This window comes from Nocardia citri (genome assembly GCF_054065835.1).
Genome location: NZ_JBSUQM010000035.1, coordinates 34062 through 55815 on the forward strand (window position 1 = coordinate 34062; position 21754 = coordinate 55815).

The window sequence follows — 21754 nt, forward strand, 5'->3', positions numbered from 1 at the left end:
GGTTCCGCTGCGATGTGTGCCCACGGCTTTCAGTGTATGGTCACGCGAGATTTGCCGTCCCGGTGTGTCCGGTGCGGCGCACCGGCACGGCGTGCCGCGAACATCGGACTAGGGTCGGATGATTCGTCCGCGGTCGAACTCGTGGCCACCCCAGACCCCGGATTGTCCGGTCCGCGCGGCGAATTCACCGCAGGCGTCCCGGATGCGGCAGCTCGCGCACACTCCGCGCGCGTACTCGAAGTCCTGTGACGGGTACGGAAACCACGCCTCGTGATTCGGATCACCATGGCAGGCCGCCCGATGCCACTCTCGGGAATCCGAGAGCGGTAGTAGGTCGGTCAGATCGACAACAGCGCTGGTCTCCAGTTCGACGGTCATTTCGAGCCTTCTCCTTTCTCTCTCGGCTCAGGTGGCGGCCAGTTGCTTCCAGATCCGCCGCTGCCGCTTGGCCAGGTGGTCGGGCGCCTTCGGCTGCCACAGCAACCGCATACCGGCCTCTTCCGGCGTCCGATCGGCCTTGCTCGAGTTACAGGGCGCGCAGGCGGCGATCAGGTTGTCCCAGGTATTCGGACCGCCCCGGCTACGGGGCCGGATGTGGTCAACGGTGCGCGCCCAGGACGCGCAGTATCCGCACCGGTGGTTGTCCCGGCGCAGCACACCGGCCAGCGTCGCGCGGCTACCGTCATGTACTCCGGTCACCCGGTCGAGGTACACGTAGCGCAGCAGGCGAATCGTCTCCGGCAGCGCGAGCTCGAGGTGCTTGGACCGAATCGGGAAATGCGGCTCCCGATCCGCGATCGACTCGGCGGCGCCGCCCATGAGCAGCACAACGGCCCGGTCGGCGCTGATCTCGGTGAGCGCCTCGTAGCTGGCATTCAGCACCAGTATCCGGGTGTGTATCCAGTTGTCGACGGTTGACACCACCGGTTCGGTGGCACGGTGGAGCGTCATGAGAGTCACCATGTCTCGAGAGAGCGAGCGGACTGGGAAGCGACGGTCGGTCAGTTACCGGCCGGGAGGCGGCGCAGTCCCTGCTCGACGCACGCGTCATAACGACGCGAGCTCGATACGACAATGGTCATGGCCGCCTCCTTCCTCATGCTCGTGAGCACCCGCGATCGGATGATCATCATCGAAATCCATGGTGGCACAGTGCACCCGCCGCTAGCGACGGCTTTTTTTCAGGCTAGGCCGACCAGCCAGTGCCGCAGCCACGAGGTAGCGGTGGCACCGCTGGAATCCACGACATAGGTCGGGTAGTTCTGGTGGACGAACGAGTTGTAGAACCGATCGAATTCCCGCTTGCGTTCTGTCATTTCCGGATCGGCGAGTTGGTTCTGGATGAGCGGGGACACCCCGGTCGCCATCAGGTCGTTGAAGATCGCGAGCGCCTCCTGCTGGTAGCGCCACAGCTGGGTCGGATCCGGATCGGAGGCCTGGGCCAGGAATCCCGCGATGCGGGTCGCGAAGTCGGTGGGCGGCGCGGCGCAGTAGAGGTCACCGACAGCGCAGATGGTCCGGGTTTGCGGGCTGACGAAACCGAAGCCACCGATGCGCGGGCCGCCCGCACCGGCGCCCTCGACCGGCGGACCGATGAGTAAATCGGTAGGGGAGCGGCGCGGATCCGAAATGAGACCGACCGCGGCGATGCGTTCGGGCCGAACGGGACTCAGTCCGGTGCCGATTTCGGCGGCCAGATCGCCCGCCGCATCCGCGCCCTGGCTGTAGCCGATCAGCGCGATCTTGGTCTCGGCGCAGTGCTGTGCCATGGCCGTGACCAGGCCGCGGGCATTATCGATGGCCTGTCGTTTGGACCGGCCGTAAACATCGGTCTCCCAGGGGAAGGCGGTCGCCGCGTAGGCCACGTAGTCGGTGCGGGTATTTTGCGGCAGGTTATCGGTGACATTCGCGAGCATGCCCTCGCCGGGTTTGGCATCGGAGGTCTCCCACGTGCCCGGTATCGCCACGACATAGAGGTCGGGGCAGCCACCGGGGGCCGCCGTTGTCGGGCCGGCGCCGCCGACGGCGCCCGCCGCACCTACCATGACGGTTCCCGCCACGGCGCCGATCATCTTGCGCATAAACATGGTCCACACCTCGGGTTGCTAGTTCCGAAGCGGCCGAGGGCCGTACGCGAGGGCCTGCCATCGCGTCGCAGACCACCGTACGGTCTGACCAGCGGTTGATGCGGGAACATCTCGTGACAAACGCCGAACATTTTTTATACGGGGTGGCAATGCCGGACCTGCCTCGGAGAATTGGGGTGCGCTGGACTTCGGCGAATCGCAACCCGAGAAGCTGGCCGCCGAGCTGCTGGCGTGGTGGCTGCGCTCGTGGCTGGATACATCCTCCCGGTCGACGTCACCGTCGGCTTCGATGTCGAGTCGTTGTACCAGTTCGGCCGGGGCGCATTCCGCTCCCGCACGTACCGGCCGAGTGGAACTCACCTGGCCGACTGCGCTCACTCGGCGGATGGCGCAGGTGTTGTGGTTGAGTCCGGTCGCGGGGTACTCGAATCCGGCCGGGCGCGCCTCGTGACCGTCACGCGGCGGTTTCCCGCGCGTAGATGTAGTAGCGGTAGACGCCGTCACCGGGATCGGCATGTAGCGGCCACTCATCGTCGGCGGTGCACCGAGCCCATTCCATGACCAGACCAGCGTCGCCTTCGGCGATGGACTTCGCTCGGTCGAGGGAGCTGTCGGTCCCGAGGGCTTGGTCATCGGTACCACAGAACTCGCAGCTGTGCACCCGCCGCACCTCGTATGCGATCACTCGGTTACCTCCGTCGGTCATGGGCGCCAGCGGTGCGTGCACACTCGCCGGATATCCGGGCGTCGATACCGGCCACGGCTTTTGGTCACCGCACCGAATACCACTGACACGTATGCGGTCAGCACCACGATCGACACCTGCACCCTCAGCGTGCACCCGGTGACGGCCCAGTAGGCGATTTCAGAGGTTGCCGACGATGTGTTCGAGGCGACGGGCCACCAGTTCGCGGGCCTGTGCGCGGAGGGCGGGACGGTAGCCGCTCGGGTACACCGGGTCGCCGGGGGTGTAGTCCTTCAGCACTTCCTTGGCGAGGGTGATCTTGTGTACCTCGGTGGGGCCGTCGGCGATCGCCATGACCTCGGCGTAGTTCATCATGTCGACGAAGGGCAGATCCTGGCTGACGCCGATGGCGCCGTGCAGATGCAGGGCGCGCTGGGCGATATCGTGATGGGATTCGGGTAGAGCAGATCGAGGGGTTCGACCTCGGTGCGGACGAACTCCGCGGCCCAGTCCAACTTCCGCTGATATTCCGGGTCGGTTTCGAAATCCCAAGCCATGGTCAGCCTTTCGTGTCGGTGATGCCGTCGAGAACGGTGGACGCCACAATGTCGGCGATTTCGCCGGGGGAGCGCCCGCTGTGCGGGCGGTACCAGAAGGTCACCATATTCAGCATGCCGAGCACACTGTTGGTGACCACGTGGTCGTCGGTGCGCAGGACACCCGCCGCATGACCGGCGTCGATGACGCGCTGCCAGCAGGACTGAACGTCATCACGCATTTCCTGCAGTTTTTCGCCGCGATCGCCGGACAGTGCGGTGACATCGCGCAATTGGATCGCGACCTCGCGATGGTGCTCGATGATCAGTCCGATATGGCTGTGGATCAGCTTGCGCAACTTGACGATCGGCTCGTCCGTGCCGCGGGCGATTCGTTGTGCATCGGTGAGCATGAGCTGGATGTAATCGCGCAGGATCTGCCAGAGCAGTTCTTCCTTGGAACCGATGTGGTAGTACAGCGCCCCCCGCTGCACCCCGGCCCGATCGCCGATTTCGGCGACACCGGTGCCGTGGAAGCCGTGCTCCGCGAATAGTTCCACCGCGGCCGCCACGATGCGCGCCCTGGTCACCTCGGCCGTGGTCTCGGCGGCCGGTGGGCGACCGCGACGGCGCGGCGCGGCCGATTCGGGCTGACCCCGGATCGAATCGCTGTGCGATGTCGCGGTCATGTGCGCGGATCCAGCACGACATTGGAAACCCCATCGGCACGGTCGGCGAACATGCGGTATGCGTTCGCGCCGTCCGACATCGGGAATCGGCGTGTGAAAGCGGCTTCGGGCCGAATGCGCCCGGCGGCGGTGAGCCGAGGCAGTGCCGGCAGTTCGTATACATCCGCACCGGTCGCCGCGAAAGCCGGCACCATCTCGCGACCGAGCCTGTGGCTACCGGCCGTGACCAGCGCGATCTCATCCGCTAACGACTGCTCTGGCATTGCGCTCCATTGCTTCGGCCGCTAGAAATGTTCCATTCGGTACATTAATTCCCCTGAACGATACAATCAAGGCCCCGACAAACCGTCGTATCGCTACCGATGGGTAACATTGGTTGCGATTTCCCACCCGGCTTTCTCGAAGTGAGGCAGTAGATGACAGAGCGGATTCAGGTCGGCGGGCTCCAGGTGGCCAGCGTTCTCCACGAGTTCATCGAGAACGAGGCGCTCCCCGGAACCGGCGTAGATTCCGCCGCGTTCTGGGCCGGAGCCGAGCAGGTCATCAGTGACCTCGCTCCACGCAACCGCGTCCTGCTGGCCGAACGCGACGAAATCCAAGGCAAGCTTGATGCCTGGCACGCCGAGCACCCTGGCACGAACTACGACAAGGCCGCCTACAAGAAATTCCTCGGCGACATCGGCTACCTGCGCGCGGAGCCGGCCGACTTCACGATCGCCACCCGGAATGTGGACGAAGAGATCGCCACCACGGCGGGCCCGCAGCTGGTGGTGCCGGTGATGAACGCCCGCTTCGCGATCAATGCCGCGAATGCGCGGTGGGGCTCGCTCTACGATGCCCTCTACGGCACCGACGCCATCTCCGAGGCCGACGGTGGCGAGAAGGGTACCGGCTACAACCCGGTTCGCGGTGGCCGCGTGATCGAGTTCGCGCGCAAGTTCCTCGATACTGCCGCCCCGCTGGCCAACGGCTCGCACCGGTCCTCGACGCACTACGCGATCGACGGCGGCAAGCTGGCAGTCACACTGAGCAACGACGAGGTCACCACGCTGGCCGCCGGTGGCGCGGAACTGGTCGGCTACTTGGGCGATCCGGCTTCGCCAACCTCGATCCTGTTGAAGCACAACGGTTTGCACATCGACATCCAGATCGACGCCGCCTCGCCGATCGGTAAGACCGATCCGGCCGGTGTCAAGGATGTGGTGCTGGAGTCCGCGGTCACCACCATCATGGACTTCGAGGATTCGGTCGCCGCGGTGGACGCCGAGGACAAGGTGCTCTGCTACCACAACTGGCTCGGCCTGATGAAGGGCGAGCTGGCGGAACAGGTGACCAAGGGCGACAAGACCTTCACCCGCATCATGAATCCGGACCGCGTCTACACCGCGCTCGGCGGTGGCGAGTTGGTGCTGCACGGCCGGTCGCTGCTGTTCGTGCGCAATGTCGGTCACCTGATGACCTCAGACGCGATCATCGATGCCGAGGGTAACGAGGTGCCCGAGGGCATTATGGACGGCCTGATCACCTCGCTGATCGCCAAGCACAGCTTGCTCGGCGACAAGAAGCTCAAGAACAGCCGCACCGGTTCGGTCTACATTGTGAAGCCGAAGATGCACGGCCCGGACGAGGTCGCGTTCACCAGTGAGCTATTCGGCCGGATCGAGGACGTCCTCGGCCTGACCCGCAACACCCTCAAGGTCGGCATCATGGACGAGGAGCGCCGCACCACGGTCAACCTCGCGGCCTGTATCCAGGCCGCCGCCGAGCGCGTGGTGTTCATCAACACCGGCTTCCTGGACCGCACCGGCGACGAGATCCATACCTCCATGGAGGCCGGGCCGATGGTCCGCAAGGCCGACATGAAGACCCAGCAGTGGATCCTGTCCTATGAGGACTGGAACGTCGATACCGGTCTGGCCGCCGGCCTGCCCGGTAAGGCGCAGATCGGTAAGGGCATGTGGGCCATGCCGGATCTGATGCACGACATGCTCGAGCAGAAGATCGGCCACCCGCGCGCGGGCGCCAGCACCGCCTGGGTGCCCTCGCCGACCGCGGCCACATTGCATGCGACGCATTACCACCAGGTCGACGTGTTCGAGCGGCAGCAGGAGATCGCCGCCGGTGGTCGTCGCGCCACCGTCGATCAGATCCTGGAGATCCCGCTCGCGGCCGACCCGAACTGGACCGAGGAGCACAAGCGCCAGGAGTTGGACAACAATTCCCAGGGCATCCTCGGCTATGTGGTGCGCTGGATCGATCAGGGCGTCGGCTGCTCCAAGGTGCCCGATATCCGGGATATCGGTCTCATGGAAGACCGGGCGACCCTGCGTATTTCGAGCCAGCTGATGGCGAACTGGCTGCGTCACGGCGTGGTCACCGCCGATGAGGTGGTCGCCAGTCTGGAGCGGATGGCACCGGTGGTCGACAAGCAGAATGCGGACGATCCGAACTATCGGCCGATGGCGGCGGACTTCGCGAGCAGCATCGCGTTCCAGGCCGCGAAGGAGCTGGTGCTGGAAGGCGCCAAACAGCCGAACGGCTACACCGAGCCCATCCTGCACCGGCGTCGTCGGGAGGCCAAGGCGCTGGCCGGCGTTTAAAGAGCGCGTCTGAAAGCTCTGTCGGTGCCCTGTCAAAGCACCAGGGCACTCCAGCACTGCCCGGGGTCCGGGAGCCTGAAGCGCCAGCCCCGTCACCGGGCGCTGGCCCGCACTCCGGTGCGGGTGAAACCAGCCTGCTCCCGGGCGGGGGGATGTCTTTACCACACGACGGCCGTCTCCGGGGCGGATGACCAGTTTCGACAGATATAACGATCCGTTACCCTGGGCGCTGCCCGAAATAGTCGGATGTGAGGAAGATTTATGGGAAGCGTTGTCCTTGATGTATTCGCCGTGGTTGTGAATCGCGCGGCGATGTTCTGGAACTGGGTGGCCACCGGTTCGGCCGGTTTCCCGCCGCTGTAATAGCCGAGCCGAACGTCCGGTACGACGACCCCTGGTCCCGGCCCCCCGATGGGATGCCGAGGCCGGGGGTTTCCTTTGCCCGGTGAGATATGTCCACAGGCGGTGAGCCGATTCCCTTCGGCGGCAATGCCATCAATCGATTCTCCCATTGCGCTCTCGGCGCATATTTCGACACACCGACGTCAATTATTCCCTGTGTCCCGATTGTCGGTGCGGTTCGGGTTTCGGTGTGATAAATCGGGATCTAGCATGTGAAGAGTCCAGCATACTGCCGTGCGGAAGGTAGGTGAAGATATGGCGACGACCGAGCGTGACTGGAGTAGACCGGCCGCGATGGCCATCCCGCCGGAGGGCTATTTCGAGCTGGAGCGGGGTCGGTACGGACCCATTTATCCGCGGACTCCGGCATGCTACGGGTTCTCGATTATCGCCAAGGTGAAGCCGGGACGGGAGGAGGCTATCCGCGCGTACGGCAAGCAGTTGGAGGACGCGATAGCCGCTGGTCCGGACGTTCTTGCGCCGCTACGGCTGCACTATCTGCGGTGGGTGCTGTTCGACGTCGGATCGGGACTGCATTTCCAGTATCAAGGCATTTTCGATACCGATTTCGACAAATATACCGAGGATGCCGTCGCGCTGTTCTCCCAGACCGGTATCACCACGGTTTTCACCAATCTCGAAGGATTTCCGGAGGATTGGAAGGAAAATACGGAGGCGTTCGTGAAATTCGTTCGCGAACACCAGTTCCCGAGCTTCCTCGAATACGGCGAGTATCCCTATGTCACCGCCGAAGAGATCAAAAAAGCGCTGCGGCTGAAGGTGGCGTTCTCCGACATGCTCGACCAGATGCAGTAATCCCCTTGTGTCATGCTCGAACTCGACGATATCCAGCACATCCTGCTGACCCGGACGCCAGCGATGACGGGCCGCTACGAGTTCCTGTCTTTCGATGACCCCGAGGGGGCCCGGAGCTGGTTGACGCCGTTGGTGGACCGCGTGCAATCGGCCGCGGACGTGCGCGCGACGATGGACAGTTCCGACCGCTGGCTGACGCTGGCCTTCACCTGGCCCGGGTTGCGGGCGCTCGGTGTGCCGGAGGAAACGCTCGCCGCGTTCCCGGACGAGTTCCGGGAGGGTATGGCCGCTCGCGCCGACATCCTGGGCGACACGGGCGCCGCCCATCCCGACAATTGGGTGGGCGGGCTGGCCGGTGACGACCTGCACGCCATCGCCATTCTGTTCGCCCGCACCGATGCCGAACGCCAGCGCTGCACCGCCGAACACGACAAACTCGTGGCCCGTTGCCCAGGGGTGCGCGTGTTGTCGTTCCTGGATCTGAACGCGACGCCGCCCTTCGACCACGCCCACGATCATTTCGGGTTCCGCGATCGGCTGTCCCAGCCGGTGATCGACGGATCCGGCGAAGCACCGACCCCGGGCTCGGGGGCGCCGCTGCAACCCGGTGAATTCATCCTGGGCTATCCCGACGAGGAGGGGCCGACACCGGCGCTGCCACGACCGGAGGTGTTGTTCCGCAACGGAAGTTATCTGGCCTACCGGCGGCTCCAAGAACACGTCGGCGCGTTTCGGAACTTCCTGCGCGAGCACGCGGACACCCCGGACGGGCAGGAGTTGCTTGCCGCGAAGCTCATGGGGCGCTGGCGCAGCGGCGCTCCCTTGGTGCTGGCCCCGGATCGGGATGATCCGGCGCTGGGCGCGGATCCCATGCGCAACAACGACTTCAACTACAAAGAGATGGATCCGCACGGCTATGCGGTACCACTCGGCGCGCACGCGCGGCGACTCAACCCGCGCGACACTGCGGCAAATATGAACCGCCGCAGGATGATTCGCCGCGGTGCCACCTACGGGCCAGCACTACCCGACGACACCCCCGACGACGGGGTGGACCGCGGGATCGCCGCTTTCATCATCTGCGCCAGCCTGGTACGCCAGTTCGAATTCGCCCAGAACGTCTGGATCAACGACAAGACCTTCCACGAGCTCGGCAACGAACACGACCCGATCTGCGGCACCCAGGACGGCACTCTGGACTTCACCGTACCCAAGCGGCCCATCCGAAAGAAGTTCCTCGGGCTGCCGGCCTTCACCACTCTCAGAGGCGGCGGGTATTTCTTCCTGCCGAGCATCAGCGCCCTGCGATATCTGGCCACACTCGACAGCCGAGAGGCGACACGATGAGCAGCACCTTGCCGCTGGCACGCACCTACAACCAGAACCACATCCCGCGCCACCACGACGGACGGCGGCGGATGACCATCTATTGGACGTGGAGCTATCCATGGGAGGCCCAACGTGATCCCGCCGAGTTGTACAACCGCTTCTCGACGATGACCGAGGTCCGCAACGTTCTGTGGCCCGGCTACGAGACTCCGGAATACGACGCTGCGCACTTCCTACAGGGCATCGCCGGCACACTCGAGCTGTTCCATCGCTCGACACTGGCGTTTCAGCAGCTGGCCGAGGAGGTCACCGGTCACTGTGTCGCGGTGTTCCAGCGTGTCGACCAGGCGGGCTATACCTTGCCGATAGACGAGCGGATCCTGGGCGATACCGACACCCTGATGGTGTTCGGGCTCGATCACCTCCTCTCCGGACAGCAGGCCGCACCAGAGGAGAGCGACGCTATCCGCGACTGGTTGCGACGCGAAGGCACCTGCCTGCTCCTGGCGCCGCATCACGACGTGGGGTGCACCGACGATAATGCGCAGCGGCAAATGGAATTCGAGCATCACCGCGACCCACTGGTGCCGCGGCAGCAGCGATTCGGCCGGTACACCCGCTCGCTCATGCAGGCTCTCGATGTTCCCGTGTACAACAGATGGGGCCTGCGACCCGCGGTTGTCGATGGCACCGCTGAGATCGCCCCCTTGACCGGGTTCCGTGACCTGGACGAGCCCCGGCTGCTGGATAACGTCACGACGTTCAACTTCCACCCCCATCTACCGCACTACGAGCTCACCGCGCCGGAAACCGACTCGCTCCGTGTCCTGGGCCGTCAGCGTGTCGACCTCCAGCGGCCCCATCCCTTCACCGCCGCGGGCAATATCGAATTCAACGCGCTGGTCTGGATGCCACCCGCCGACAGGCGAGCCGGTGACATCGTGCTCATCGACTCCACCAACTTCACCACGCTGTTCGGTGGCACCGATAGCCTCCGAAACCTCTGGCACAACCTCGCCACCATGCGGTAGAGGTGCCCACTCGGGGTTTGGCTTGGGTCCAGCGCATGGCTTTGGTGGAGATGCCTGGTGGTTGGCGTTTTTCGCCGCGCCGCTCAGCTGGCGGTGCGCGCTGCGGTGTGGTGCGTCAGCAGCGATGTGCAGATGTCGAGCAGCGACTGTCGGAGTCCCGCCGACCGCTGCGCCAATGCCGATTGCGCGCGGACGTATTCGGCACGTCCCGCAGGGGTTTCGATGCGTATCGGCTCGTAGCCGTAGTCGGTGAGGTCGTACGGGCTGGCGCGCATATCGAGTTCACGTGCGGCACAGGCGAATTCGAAGTAGTCGAGCAATGATTCGGAGGAGATGAGCGGGGTCAGTTTGAAACCCCATTTGTAGAGATCCATATTGGCGTGCAGGCAACCGGGCTGCTCCCGGATTTCCTGATCGGCGCGGGACAACGGTTCCGCGTTGCGGCCGACCGCCTCCGGGGTGAAGAAGCGGAAGGCGTCGAAGTGGGTGCAGCGCAAGGACATCGATTCCACCACCGCATCGGTACCGGTGCCGCCCAAGCGCAGCGGCACCTGTTGGTGGCGGATCTCATCGGATTTGTACACCATGGCCCACTCGTGCAGCCCGAAGCAGGACAGCTGCGCCGGGCGCGATGCTGTGGCGCGCAGCAGTTTCGCGATGAACTCGATGGTGTCGCGCCGCCGCCGGATGAACGCCGAGTCGGCGGTGCAGACAACTGCGTCGGTTCCATGCGCGGCGATGCGGTGATATCCGCGAGCCCCGTCGTACTCCGGCGCACCGGCCAACGCGACACCGAATCCCGGGTGCCAGCGCCGCAATTGGGCGGGTTTATGTCCGTAGTACGTGAACAGGAAGTCGATCACCGGATGTACCGAACCCGCCGCGCGCCGTTCGAGATACGGTCCGACGAGCTCGTCCAGCCGAGCCCGGTGTTCGGCGGCACTGGTCCGCCATTCGGACTCGGCCAGCACGATCATTCGATCACCCGGTGCGTCCCGTCGCGCACGGTGCCGACGAACTCTTCCACCAGATCCTCCAGCGCCACGATGCCCACCGTATTGCCGCGGGTGTCCACGACGCGGCCGAGGTGGGAGTTGGTGCGGCGCAGGCGGGCCAGCGCTTCGTGCAGCGGGGTACCGGCGCTCACCGTCGGCAGTGGGCGAATATCCGTGCGCGGGATGGGCGTATTCGGTCCGGCCCTTTCGTCGGCGACCTTGTCGAGCACATCTTTCACATGCAGATACCCGACCAGCGAGCCGTCGCTCGCACGCACCGGATACCGGGAGAAACCGGTTTCGGCGACCGCGGATTCGATATCGCCGAGCGTGGTGCCGTTACCGCGCAACGGAACCGAGCGGGTCGTCGTCAGCGGCACCATCACATCGCCCACAACGCGATCGGAGGTGCCCAGCGCCTGGGTGAGACGGCGGTGCTCCTCCTCGTCGAGCAGGCCCTCCGAACGGGATTCACCGATCATCTCGGCGAGCTCCACACTGGAGACCGTCGCCTCCAGCTCATCCTTCGGCTCGATCCGCAACATCCGCAGCGACAGATTCGCGGCCAGGTTGTAGACGGCGATGAGTGGACGCGCCAAGCGCAACCACATCAGATGCACCGGAACCAGCAGCAGCGCACTGCGTTCCGGTCCGGCCAGCGCGATATTCTTCGGAATCATCTCGCCGAACAGGATGTGCAGGATCACCACGATGGCCAGCGCGATGGCGAAGGCCACCGGATGCAGCAGCTGATCGGGCAGGCCGAACAGTTCGAACGGCCTCTCCAGCAAATGCGCGACCGCGGGTTCGCCGACCCGGCCGAGCAGGATCGAGCAGATGGTGATGCCGAGTTGTGCGGCGGCCAGCATCATGGACAGGTTCTCACCGGCCCGGATGACCGTGTGCGCCTTGCGCTTGCCCTGTGCGGCGAGCGCTTCGAGTCGGTCGCGGCGCGCGGAGATGAGCGCGAATTCGGCGGCGACGAAGAAGGCATTGCAGGCCAGCAGTACCGCCGTGAGCAGGACGCCGAGGAGATCACCCATGGTTGCTGTCCTTCAGCGCGGCGGCCGCGACCGGGACCAGTCGGACCCGATCGATGCGCCGCCCGTCCATCCGTTCGACCTTGGCGATCCAGCCGCCGTCGTCATCGTTGGGATAGCGGTGCGAGGATCGTGGATTCGGCAGGATAACCTCGTCACCGGTGACCGGGATGCGACCGAGCCGGGTGAGCACCAAACCGCCGAGGGTTTCGTACTCGCCCTCGGGCGCGTCGTAGCCGGTGGCCCGAGAGACCTCGTCGATGCGTAGCAGTCCGGAGCAGTCCCACCCGTCCGCCACGCGGCGGACATCGCGTTCTTCCTCGTCGTGCTCGTCGCGGACATCGCCGAGGATTTCCTCGATGAGATCCTCCATGGTCACGATGCCCGCGGTGCCGCCGTATTCGTCGACCACCAGCGCGACCTGCATACCGTCGGCGCGGACCCGCTCGAGCACCTCGTCGCCGTCGAGGCTGGCCGGCACGATCGGCACCGACCGGGCGAGTAGATGCAGCGGGATACTGTTGCGGACATTCGCCGGATGGGTGAACGCCTGTTTGACGTGCACCACGCCGAGGGTGTTGTCCAGATCGCCATCGATGATCGGGAAGCGGGAGTAACCGGTGCGGCTGGCGGCCGCGATCAGATCGGCGATGGTGTCGGACTTGTCCAGGGATTCGATCTTGACCCGAGGTGTCATCAACTCCTCGGCGCTGCGCTCACCGAATTGCAGCGAGCGATCGACCAGCTGCGCGGTGCGGTGGTCCAGCGCGCCGCGCAGGGCGGAAGTACGCACCAGCGATCCGAGTTCCTGTGGGGAACGCGCCGAACGCAACTCCTCGGCTGGTTCTACGCCCAATCGGCGGACCACCCAGTTCGCAGTGCCGTTGAGGAAGTGGATCATCCACTTGAACACCACCGAAAAGGCGATCATCGGGCCCGCCGTCGCCCGGGCGGTGCCGAGCGGCTTGGATATCGCGATGTTCTTCGGGACGAGCTCGCCGTAGACCATCGACAGCGAGGTGGCGAGCAGCAGCGCCAGCGTCAGCGAGAGGCCCTGCGCCGCGCCCGTGCTCAGACCGAGCGCGGTGAACAGTGGCGATAGCACTCGCGCCAGGACGGGTTCGGCGATGTAGCCCGTGATCAGGGTGGTGATGGTGATACCGAGCTGGGCTCCGGACAGCTGGAACGACAAGGTGGTGTGCGCCTGCCGGACCAGGCGCGAGCGGGCGTCACCGATCGTGCGCACATGCGATTCGACGGTGCTGCGTTCCAATGCGGTCAGGGAGAATTCGGCGGCAACGAACAAAGCGGTGCCAACCGTGAGAGCGATGAACCCGATCAGGCTTAGCACGGTGAGCGCGACGGACATCGTCAGCACCACCTGCGAGACGTGCGATGAGCTGAATCGGATCGGGCGGCTGGGAGACGGAGAGCGCCGGGTTTGTCACCCGGCTCGGTAGAGGAGCCCTCCTGTGCGGCGCCCTCGGACGCGGGTGACAACTTGTTCCTCTCGGCAAATGGTTTGTGATGCCGGAGTCCGGCAACCATCATGCTACCGGCTCTGTCCAATGGCAGCGCCTACGGCGCCGGATGTATGTATGCCCAGTGGCGCGTCGCGCGCCACTCGACGGCCCGACTGAGTCGATGGCCGCGCGGTCGAGTGGTCGTGCGATGGGCTGCTCGAGGTGATCTGCCGAGGCGCTACCAGCCGCTCGGCAGTGGGCGGCCTTCGGCGAAACCTGCCGCTGACTGGACTCCGAGGACCGCCTTGTCATGGAACTCAGGGAGGGTGCGGGCACCCGCGTAGGTGCAGGCGCTGCGGACGCCGGAGCAGATGTGGTCGATGAGGTCCTCGACGCCGGGGCGTTCCGGATCCAGGCGCATGCGCGAGCTGGAGATGCCTTCCTCGAACAGTGCCTTGCGGGCGCGGTCGAAGCCGCTGTCGGTGGCGGTGCGGGCGGCGACGGCGCGCTTGGAGGCCATGCCGAAGCTCTCCTTGTAGGCATTTCCGTCGCGGTCGACGCGCAGGTCACCGGGGGATTCGTAGGTGCCGGCGAACCAGGAGCCGATCATCACATTGGACGCGCCCGCGGCCAGTGCGAGCGCGACGTCGCGGGGGTGCCGGACCCCGCCGTCTGCCCACACATGCACGCCGAGTTCCTTTGCGGCGGTAGCGCATTCGGCCACTGCGGAGAACTGCGGACGGCCGACGCCGGTCATCATGCGCGTGGTGCACATGGCGCCGGGGCCGACACCGACTTTGATGATGTCCGCGCCCGCGGCGACCAGATCACGGGTGCCTGCCGCGGAAACCACATTGCCCGCGACCAGCGGCACGCCGAGGCTGAGATCGCGGATGGCGCCGAGGGTTTCGAGCATTTTGGCCTGGTGGCCGTGTGCGGTATCGATGACGAGCAGGTCCGCGCCTGCGTCGACAAGTGCCTTGGTCCGGGCGGCCACGTCGCCGTTGATGCCGACCGCGGTGGCGACACGCAACCGGTTGTCGGCGTCGACATTGGGCTGGTAGATACCGGCGCGGATGGCTCCGGTGCGGGTCATCACGCCCGCGAGGCCGCCGTCTTCGGTGACGAGCACGGCGAGTTGCGCATGTTTGGCCTCGAGCAGGTCGAACAGATCGCGCGGCGAAGTGCTGGCGGGTGCCTGCACGAAATCGGTGACCGCCACATCGCGTAGCCGGGCGAAGCGGTCGACATCGGTGCAGGACGCCTCGGTAACCACGCCGACCGGCTTACCGCCGTCGACGACCACCACGGCACCGTGCGCGCGCTTGTGCATCAGCGCGACGGCCTCGGAGACCGAACGCTCCGGATCCAGCGTGACCGGGGTATCGGCGGTGAGCGAGCGGCTCTTGATAAAGGCGATGGTCTCCGATGCCGCGGCGATCGGGAGATCCTGCGGGAGTACGACGATGCCGCCGCGCCGGGCGACCGTCTCGGCCATCCGGCGTCCAGCAACCGCGGTCATATTCGCGACGACAATGGGAATGGTGGTGCCGGACCCGTCCACGGTCGACAGATCCACATCGAACCGTGACGCGACATCGGTCCGATTCGGGACCAGAAAGAGGTCGTCGTAGGTCAAGTCGTAGGGCGGCTGATGACCAGGGAGAAACTGCACTTGACCGATTCTAAGCGGTACACCGTACTTCCATGCAATCCTCCAGCATTCGGTCCCAACCCGTGCGAAACACCGGGCGCGACACTGGACTCGAGATCAGGTGGAACTGGGTGGCGGGGCCTTCTCGGGCCGATGCCGCCGTGGTTTCCACGTGATCTCGATCCGCGAGTGTTATGGCTCGGCTTGGGCGCGGGAGAGTTGGATTGCGGTCGCGCACATGATGATTACGGCGACGATGATGACAGCGAGGCCGAGGTGGTCGGTGCGGAGGTGTTCGTCGAGGACGGTGAGGCCGATGAAGGCGGCGGCCAAGGGCTCTGCGATGGTGACGGCGGGCAACGATGCGACGAGTGGGCCGGATTGGAAGGCACGTTGCTGGAGATAAAGGCCGATGAGACCGGAGGCGACCAGGGCCCAGGTCTGCCAGCTGCCCAGCACATGGATAAGGCCGCCTTCGAAGAGTTCGGTCACGTACTCGGTGAGCGCGGCGGCCAGGCCGAACAGGGCACCGCCTACGGCGCCGAACAGGAGTGCGCGGCGGGTGGGATCCGAGGTCCCGAAGGCGACGACGACGGTGACCGCGAGCAGGCCGAGCAGTCCGGCCAGCGGCGGGATCCAATCGCGCAGGGGCGCACTGGTATTGCCCTCGGTCGGATCGCCGACGATCAAGAAACAGGCGAGGGCCGCGGCGAGGGCGACGGCGGTCGCCCAGGTGCGCGGGGTGATGCGGCGGCGGTTGAGCCGGGCGGAAAGCGGGAGCGCAAAGACCAACATACTCACCAGAATCGGCTGGACGAGCAGCACCGCGCCCAAGGCCAGCGCGGCGACCTGCATCGCGTAACCGCCCGCATCCCCGACGATTCCGGCCCACCAGCGCGGATTGCGCATCAGCGCGCGTATCAGCGACTCGTCCTCCGGAACCGTGGCCGCCGCATGCTGCTGCGCGACCGCGGCCACCGCGAAGAGCAATGCCGCGATCAACGCGCAGACGACCGCGCCCACCTGATGATTCGCCACCTGGTCAGTTTGCCCCGTGATTGCGTCCGCCCGACACCCCCTGCGCCCGCCCGGCGCGTCGACGCGGCCGCCCGGGCGTGTCGCCGCTGGTCGCAGCGGTGCGACCGGTTGCGGCACCGCGACCGGAAACTCCCGTACCCTGGTTGGTCGAGGTGCCGCGCGCGGCAGCGCTGGATCCCGCCGAACGCGTCGAGCTCGCCTTCGCCGACCCGCCGACACGACCCGCCGCCGCGGCATTCACCGTCCGCGCGGGGGCCTTTTTCGCCGATCCGGCAGCTCGGCCAGGCGCGGCTGATGCCGGGTTCGTGGTTCGCGCGGGGGCTGTCTTCGCCGACCCCGCGCCGCGGCCGGGGGCTGCCGTCGCGGTGGAACGGGGCGAACTGCCCGAGGTCTTCTCGGCACCCCCGGCGCGACGACTCGAATCGGCATTTCGACGCCCGGTGCCAACTGATCCCGCACCACCCGAGCGGGCGCCTCTACCACGACCGCTGGTGCCGGCACCACCCGAGCGGCGGCTCGCCCCACCGACCGTCAACTCACCCTCGTCACCGACTGTGAGCGCCGAGTTCGCCGCGACGATCGGCACACCCGACGGCCGCTTCGCACCGGTGATCTGGATCAGCCGCCGATCGCCCGGACGGACCTGCACGCCGTCGACATCGACGCCCGCCTTGCGGGTCATCTTCTCGACGTCGCCGCGTTCCTCCTCGGTGACCAGCGTGACGACGACGCCGTCCTCACCGGCGCGGGCGGTACGGCCCGCGCGATGCAGGTACGCCTTGGATTCCGCGGGCGGATCCACGTGTACGACAAGGGAAATCCCGTCCACGTGGATGCCGCGCGCGGCCACATCGGTGGTAACCAGCACCGGTGTGGTGCCGTCGGCGAATGCGGCCAGCGTGCGCACGCGGTTGTTCTGCGCCTTGCCGCCGTGCAGCGCGCCTGCGGCGATGCCGGCCGCGCGCAGTTGTTTCGCGAGCCGGTCCGCACCGTGCTTGGTGCGCACGAACATGATGGTCAGCCCGTCGCGGGCGGCGATCTGCGCGGTGATTTCACGCTTATCGGCCTTGCGCAGGTACAGCAGATGATGCGACATCGTCGCGACCGAGGCCGATGGCGGCGCGGTGGAATGGGTGACGGGAGAGCGCAGGTAACGCTTGACCAGTTTGTCGACCTCACCGTCGAGGGTTGCCGAAAACAATAGGCGCTGACCATCTTTCGGCGTCCGGTCGAGCAGCTTGGTGACCTGCGGCAGGAAGCCCATATCGGCCATGTGGTCGGCCTCGTCCAGTGCGGTGATCCGCACATCGGACAGGTCGGCGCAGCGCTGGTTGATCAGATCCTCGAGTCGCCCGGGTGTGGCGATGAGCAGGTCGACACCGCGTGCGAGCCGGTCGGCCTGCCGCTTGATCGGTGCGCCACCGACCACCGAGGCGACCCGCAACCCGAGCGACAGTGCCGCATGGTCCAGCGCCTTTTCGATCTGGGCTGCCAGCTCGCGGGTCGGCACCAGCACCAGACCACGCGGACGGCCCGGCTTGGCCTGGGCGCCGGTGAGTAGCGCGAGCATCGGCAGTCCGAACGCCAGGGTCTTGCCGGAACCGGTCGGGCCGCGCCCGAGCACGTCCTTGCCCGCCAGCGCATCGGTCGCGGTCGCGGCCTGGATCGGGAACGGGGCCTCGATGCCGTCGCGGCGCAGCGCCTGAACAAGCACGGCGGGTAGGCCCAGATCCGCGAAGGTGGTGGCAGGGGTGGGGGAGGTCAACGGGGTCGTGTGCCTTTCATGTCTCGGCGCGAACGGATCCGGGCACGCGTGGTGCCGCCGAGATGGTTGGGCCCGGTCGTCGGGATGCGGTAGGACCGGGTGTGTCGGGGAGAACCGGAGGAATCAGTTACGCAGTAGTCGATCCAGTTCGACCAGCCAGGGTACCGCCACAGCCATGGTGGGGACCACCAGGATGGCCGCGGACCCCAGATACGCCGCCGAGGCGACCCGAATGTCGCCGATCCGTCCACCCAGGCGCTGGATGCGGATCAGGGTGGTCGGACCGCCCGCGGCGAGCGCGCCCTGCGGAGCGGTGGATTTGGCGCACGCGACCAGCGCTCGGGCCAGCGGCTTCGGGCCGGTCACCTTCACCGCCGAGTCGTCGGCGAGCAGTTCGATCAGGAGTTTCACCGAGCCGAGCGCGGCTTTGCTGCGCACCACCCGGGGAAAGGCCTCGTGTACGGCGGTGAACGCCTCGAGCACCAGGTCGTGCCGCGCACGCAGATGCGAGCGCTCATGGCTGACGATGGCGGTGACCTCGGCATCCCGCAGGCTGGTCAGCGTGCCTTCGCTCAGCACGACCCGCTGGCGCAGGCCGGGTAGGCAATAGGCGATCGGTTCAGTCGAGGCGAGCACCCGGATATCGGCGGCCCGGCGCTGCGGTCCGCTCTGGTCGAGCAGATCGACGAGCATGCGGTGGCGCGCGCGGCGCCTGCGGGTGTGTACGCCGACGCGCACGATCGCGTAGATCAGCCGCGCGCCGATCAGCAGGGTCACCGCGAAGACGAAGACATATGCCAGCCACAGCGGCAGTCCGAGCGCGTCGATCTCACGGGCCGGAGACGTGGTCGGGCGACCGTCCGGTCCGGGAACGAGCAACTGCGCGGCGATGGCCAAGCCCGAGCCGAATGCGCTGAGCACGGCGGCGAGCGCGATGGCCTGCCACAACACCACCGCGGCGCGTGGGGTCCGGTACGGCCAGGTCGCGCGGCTCAGCAGAGCTGGGGCAGGCCCCGCGAGAAGCAAAGCGAGACCGGTGAAGACCGGCGCGGTTGCGTTCATCGACTCAGCTCACTGCGTTGTGGGGCCACGGCGTCACCTCGTTGTGAGGCCAGGATCCCAAGACTACTGCTTCGGTGGCGCGGTATCTTCGGATGCCTCGAGCTTAGCGAGTGCTTCTCGCAGGGCATCCGTATCGTCCCTGCCGACCTGTTCGACGAAATGCACGAGCGCCGCCGCGCGGCTGCCCGCCGCATCCGCCTGCTGCAATGCGTCGACCATCAAGCTGGCCACCAGTTCGTCGCGGGTGTGCACCGGCGCATAGCGGTGGGCGCGGTCGTCGCGGCGCTGAACCACCAGATTCTTCTTCGCCAGTCGCTGCAGCACCGTCATCACCGTGGTGTACGCGAGCTCGCGGCGGGCGGCCAAAGCCTCGTGTACCTGCCGTACGGTCTGCGGCTCGTCACTGGACCACAGCTGGTCCATGACCGCCTTCTCGAGTTCGCCAAGTCCTGCCATCCCCTAAGCTTACGTAATCAACGACACAATTGCGTACTACACCCCGTCGTAACTGATGGATTGCTGGTGTGTCATTTGTCATACTCGGGCAAAACGTGCCGGGTTCCGATGGGCACGATCATCGGACGGCCGGAGACCGGGTCCTCGAGTACCGAGGCGTCGAGATCGAAGACCTCGCGCAGCAGCGCGACATCGATGATATCGGCGGGGGCGCCTTGGGCGACGATGCGTCCGTCGCGCATGACGATGAGTTGGTCGCTGTAGCGAATGGCCAGGTTCAGATCGTGCAGCACCATCACCACGGTGCGGCCGAGGTCGTCGTGTAGCCGGTCTATCAGGTCCAGGACCTCGACCGAATGTGCGAGATCGAGGTAGGTGGTCGGCTCATCGAGCAGCAGGATATCGGTGCCCTGGGCCAGTGCCATCGAAATCCAGGCGCGTTGGCGCTGACCGCCGGACAACTCGTCGAGTGCGCGATCGGCCAGAACGGCGATGCCCGTCGCCGCGAGTGCGGACATGACCTCGGCCTCGTCGGTGGCCGACCATTGCCGGATCCAGGACTGATGTGGATGACGCCCGCGCGCAACGAGATCCGCGACGGTGAGCCCCTCGGGCGCGACCGGCGACTGCGCAAGCATGCCGATGATGCGTGCCACATCCTTGGTCTTCATCATCGAAATCGCCTTGCCGTCCAACAGGATTCGGCCCTGACGCGGTCGCAGCAGGCGGCCGAGCGAGCGCAGCATGGTCGACTTGCCGCAGCCGTTCGGGCCGATGACGGTGGTGACGACGCCGGGGGCGATATCGATATCGAGTCCGTCGACGATGACGCGGTCGCCGTAGCCGAGGGTGACGTCCTGTGCGCAGAGCCGTGTGTCGCTGGTCATGACAGAGTCGCCTTCCGATTCATACGCACGAGCAGGTAGAGCAGGAACGGTCCGCCGAAGGCGGCGGTCACGACACCGACCGGCAGATCGACCGGAAACAGCGTGCGTGAGACCACATCCGCGCCGACTACCACGATGGCGCCGGTGAGCGCCGAGCCGATGAGCGGTTCGCCGGGAGTTCGCAGGAGTCGGCGTGCGATCTGAGGTGCGGCGAGCGCCACAAAGGTGACCGGGCCGACGGACGCGGTCGCGACCGACGCGGCAACGACAGCCGCACCGATCAAAATCGTCTGCTGGGTCTGGATCCGCACGCCGAGCATCCGCGTGGTGTCGGTGCCGAGGCGCAGCGCGGCAAGGGTTCGCGCGGAACCCACGGCGACGAGGACAACAACGGCCAAGGCCAGCGCGGCCGGGACGAGTTTGGTCCGGTCCGCGCTGTTGAGCGAGCCGTTCAGCCACAGTTGGGCGCGGGCCGCGTCCTGCAGGCTGGCGCGGGTGAGCAGAAAGCTGATGCCGGACAACAGCAATGCGTTCACACCGATGCCGATCAGCACTAGTCGCATCGGTGTAACGCCGCGGTCACCGGTCACGCTGGGGCCCCAGGCGAGCAGGTAGATCACGATCGCGGTGAGCAGACCACCGGTCAGCGCCGCCAGCGGAGCACCGACGCTCGCCGCGAGTCCCGTTGTCGCGCCACCGGTTCCGACCAGCACCGCGACCGCGCCGAGGCTGGAGCCGGTGGTGATGCCCAGCATATCCGGCGCGGCGAGCGGGTTGTGCAGGATCGATTGGGTGATCGCGCCCGCGATGCCGAGGGCCGCACCGACGACCGCGGCGGTGAGGGTGCGCGGAAGTCGGGACTCCAGCACGATGAAGCGCTGGGAGCGGGTGCCGCCGCCGCTGAGCACATCCAGTACCCGGCCGATCGGAATGTAGGTGTCGCCGAACGCGATATCGAGGCAGCACAGTGTGAGCACGCTCGCGGCGAGCGCCAGCACTATGAGCGCCATGGTGGGGCGCAGCACGATCGACACCGGGCCGAGGCGCAGGGCGGGATGGATGCGGCGCAACGGTGCTGCCGACCGAGCCCGCTCGTACCCGGTCGCGGTGTCGCTCGACTCCGTCATGCGCGAATGCGCGCTGAGTTGGGCGGTTCGCTCGCTCATGGCTGCACCTCGCTGACGCTCGGCTCCGCCATGACCGAGCGATGCTCGGCTGT

20 protein-coding genes and 1 pseudogene are annotated in these 21754 nt (G+C 66.3%); 4 read left to right on the plus strand and 17 right to left on the minus strand.

The window, feature by feature from the left end; translation table 11 throughout:
* Positions 1–108: 108 nt before the first annotated feature.
* From ACW2Q0_RS28860 to ACW2Q0_RS28890, 7 genes are all read right to left on the minus strand, one after another.
* Complete coding sequence (locus tag ACW2Q0_RS28860; protein ID WP_457194072.1) at positions 109–378, minus strand: WhiB family transcriptional regulator; 270 nt, start codon at positions 376–378, stop codon at positions 109–111.
* Between the two features lie 27 nt (positions 379–405).
* Complete coding sequence (locus tag ACW2Q0_RS28865) at positions 406–951, minus strand: HNH endonuclease (RefSeq protein ID WP_457194073.1); 546 nt, start codon at positions 949–951, stop codon at positions 406–408.
* 230 nt (positions 952–1181) lie between these two features.
* The gene (locus ACW2Q0_RS28870) at positions 1182–2081 is read right to left on the minus strand and encodes a cutinase family protein (RefSeq protein WP_457194091.1); all 900 of its coding nucleotides are present in this window, start codon (positions 2079–2081) and stop codon (positions 1182–1184) included.
* Between the two features lie 460 nt (positions 2082–2541).
* Positions 2542–2793 carry a hypothetical protein gene (locus ACW2Q0_RS28875; protein WP_457194074.1) on the minus strand — a complete coding sequence of 84 codons (252 nt, stop codon included), beginning with the start codon at positions 2791–2793 and terminating at the stop codon, positions 2542–2544.
* A 159-nt stretch (positions 2794–2952) separates the two neighbouring features.
* Complete coding sequence (locus ACW2Q0_RS28880) at positions 2953–3213, minus strand: acyl-CoA dehydrogenase family protein (protein WP_457194092.1); 261 nt, start codon at positions 3211–3213, stop codon at positions 2953–2955.
* A gap of 118 nt (positions 3214–3331) precedes the next feature.
* Positions 3332–3997, minus strand: a complete 666-nt coding sequence (locus ACW2Q0_RS28885) for a TetR/AcrR family transcriptional regulator (protein ID WP_457194075.1) — start codon at positions 3995–3997, stop codon at positions 3332–3334.
* Positions 3994–4260 carry a hypothetical protein gene (locus ACW2Q0_RS28890; protein WP_457194076.1) on the minus strand — a complete coding sequence of 89 codons (267 nt, stop codon included), beginning with the start codon at positions 4258–4260 and terminating at the stop codon, positions 3994–3996. The genes ACW2Q0_RS28885 and ACW2Q0_RS28890 overlap by 4 nt, the downstream gene beginning before the upstream one ends.
* A gap of 153 nt (positions 4261–4413) precedes the next feature.
* Here ACW2Q0_RS28890 and ACW2Q0_RS28895 point away from each other — a divergent pair, with 153 nt between their 5' ends.
* The 4 genes from ACW2Q0_RS28895 (at position 4414) to ACW2Q0_RS28910 (ending at position 10175) form a co-directional block, all read left to right on the plus strand.
* Entirely contained in the window at positions 4414–6597 is a 2184-nt protein-coding gene (locus tag ACW2Q0_RS28895) for a malate synthase G (RefSeq protein ID WP_457194077.1), read from the plus strand.
* Between the two features lie 657 nt (positions 6598–7254).
* Positions 7255–7815 carry a hypothetical protein gene (locus ACW2Q0_RS28900; protein WP_457194078.1) on the plus strand — a complete coding sequence of 187 codons (561 nt, stop codon included), beginning with the start codon at positions 7255–7257 and terminating at the stop codon, positions 7813–7815.
* Positions 7816–7827: 12 nt separating this feature from the next.
* The gene (locus tag ACW2Q0_RS28905; protein ID WP_457194079.1) at positions 7828–9162 is read left to right on the plus strand and encodes a Dyp-type peroxidase; all 1335 of its coding nucleotides are present in this window, start codon (positions 7828–7830) and stop codon (positions 9160–9162) included.
* Positions 9159–10175 (plus strand): hypothetical protein, encoded by a 1017-nt coding sequence (locus ACW2Q0_RS28910; protein ID WP_457194080.1) that lies wholly within the window; start codon positions 9159–9161, stop codon positions 10173–10175. Before ACW2Q0_RS28905 ends, ACW2Q0_RS28910 begins: the two co-directional genes overlap by 4 nt.
* Before the next feature lie 83 nt (positions 10176–10258).
* Here ACW2Q0_RS28910 and ACW2Q0_RS28915 read toward each other — a convergent pair whose 3' ends face one another.
* The 10 genes and pseudogenes from ACW2Q0_RS28915 to ACW2Q0_RS28960 form a co-directional block, all read right to left on the minus strand.
* Positions 10259–11152 (minus strand): 3-methyladenine DNA glycosylase, encoded by an 894-nt coding sequence (locus tag ACW2Q0_RS28915; RefSeq protein ID WP_457194081.1) that lies wholly within the window; start codon positions 11150–11152, stop codon positions 10259–10261.
* Positions 11149–12213 (minus strand): hemolysin family protein, encoded by a 1065-nt coding sequence (locus tag ACW2Q0_RS28920; RefSeq protein WP_457194082.1) that lies wholly within the window; start codon positions 12211–12213, stop codon positions 11149–11151. The genes ACW2Q0_RS28915 and ACW2Q0_RS28920 overlap by 4 nt, the downstream gene beginning before the upstream one ends.
* Positions 12206–13579 (minus strand): hemolysin family protein, encoded by a 1374-nt coding sequence (locus ACW2Q0_RS28925; protein ID WP_457194083.1) that lies wholly within the window; start codon positions 13577–13579, stop codon positions 12206–12208. The genes ACW2Q0_RS28920 and ACW2Q0_RS28925 overlap by 8 nt, the downstream gene beginning before the upstream one ends.
* Before the next feature lie 332 nt (positions 13580–13911).
* A complete protein-coding gene (locus tag ACW2Q0_RS28930) occupies positions 13912–15348 on the minus strand; it encodes a GuaB1 family IMP dehydrogenase-related protein (RefSeq protein ID WP_457194084.1) in 1437 nt (478 codons plus the stop codon).
* A 171-nt stretch (positions 15349–15519) separates the two neighbouring features.
* The gene (locus tag ACW2Q0_RS28935; RefSeq protein ID WP_457194085.1) at positions 15520–16365 is read right to left on the minus strand and encodes a DMT family transporter; all 846 of its coding nucleotides are present in this window, start codon (positions 16363–16365) and stop codon (positions 15520–15522) included.
* A gap of 382 nt (positions 16366–16747) precedes the next feature.
* Positions 16748–18130, minus strand: a pseudogene (locus tag ACW2Q0_RS28940) (DEAD/DEAH box helicase); the annotation flags it as partial.
* 123 nt (positions 18131–18253) lie between these two features.
* Positions 18254–19192 (minus strand): M56 family metallopeptidase, encoded by a 939-nt coding sequence (locus ACW2Q0_RS28945; RefSeq protein ID WP_457194086.1) that lies wholly within the window; start codon positions 19190–19192, stop codon positions 18254–18256.
* Between the two features lie 63 nt (positions 19193–19255).
* On the minus strand, positions 19256–19648 hold the full coding sequence (locus ACW2Q0_RS28950) for a BlaI/MecI/CopY family transcriptional regulator (RefSeq protein ID WP_330254691.1): 393 nt from the start codon (positions 19646–19648) through the stop codon (positions 19256–19258).
* Between the two features lie 71 nt (positions 19649–19719).
* Positions 19720–20535, minus strand: coding sequence for an ABC transporter ATP-binding protein (locus ACW2Q0_RS28955; RefSeq protein ID WP_457194087.1), 816 nt, complete (start codon positions 20533–20535; stop codon positions 19720–19722).
* Positions 20532–21662, minus strand: coding sequence for a FecCD family ABC transporter permease (locus ACW2Q0_RS28960; protein ID WP_457194093.1), 1131 nt, complete (start codon positions 21660–21662; stop codon positions 20532–20534). The genes ACW2Q0_RS28955 and ACW2Q0_RS28960 overlap by 4 nt, the downstream gene beginning before the upstream one ends.
* Positions 21663–21754 lie beyond the last annotated feature (92 nt).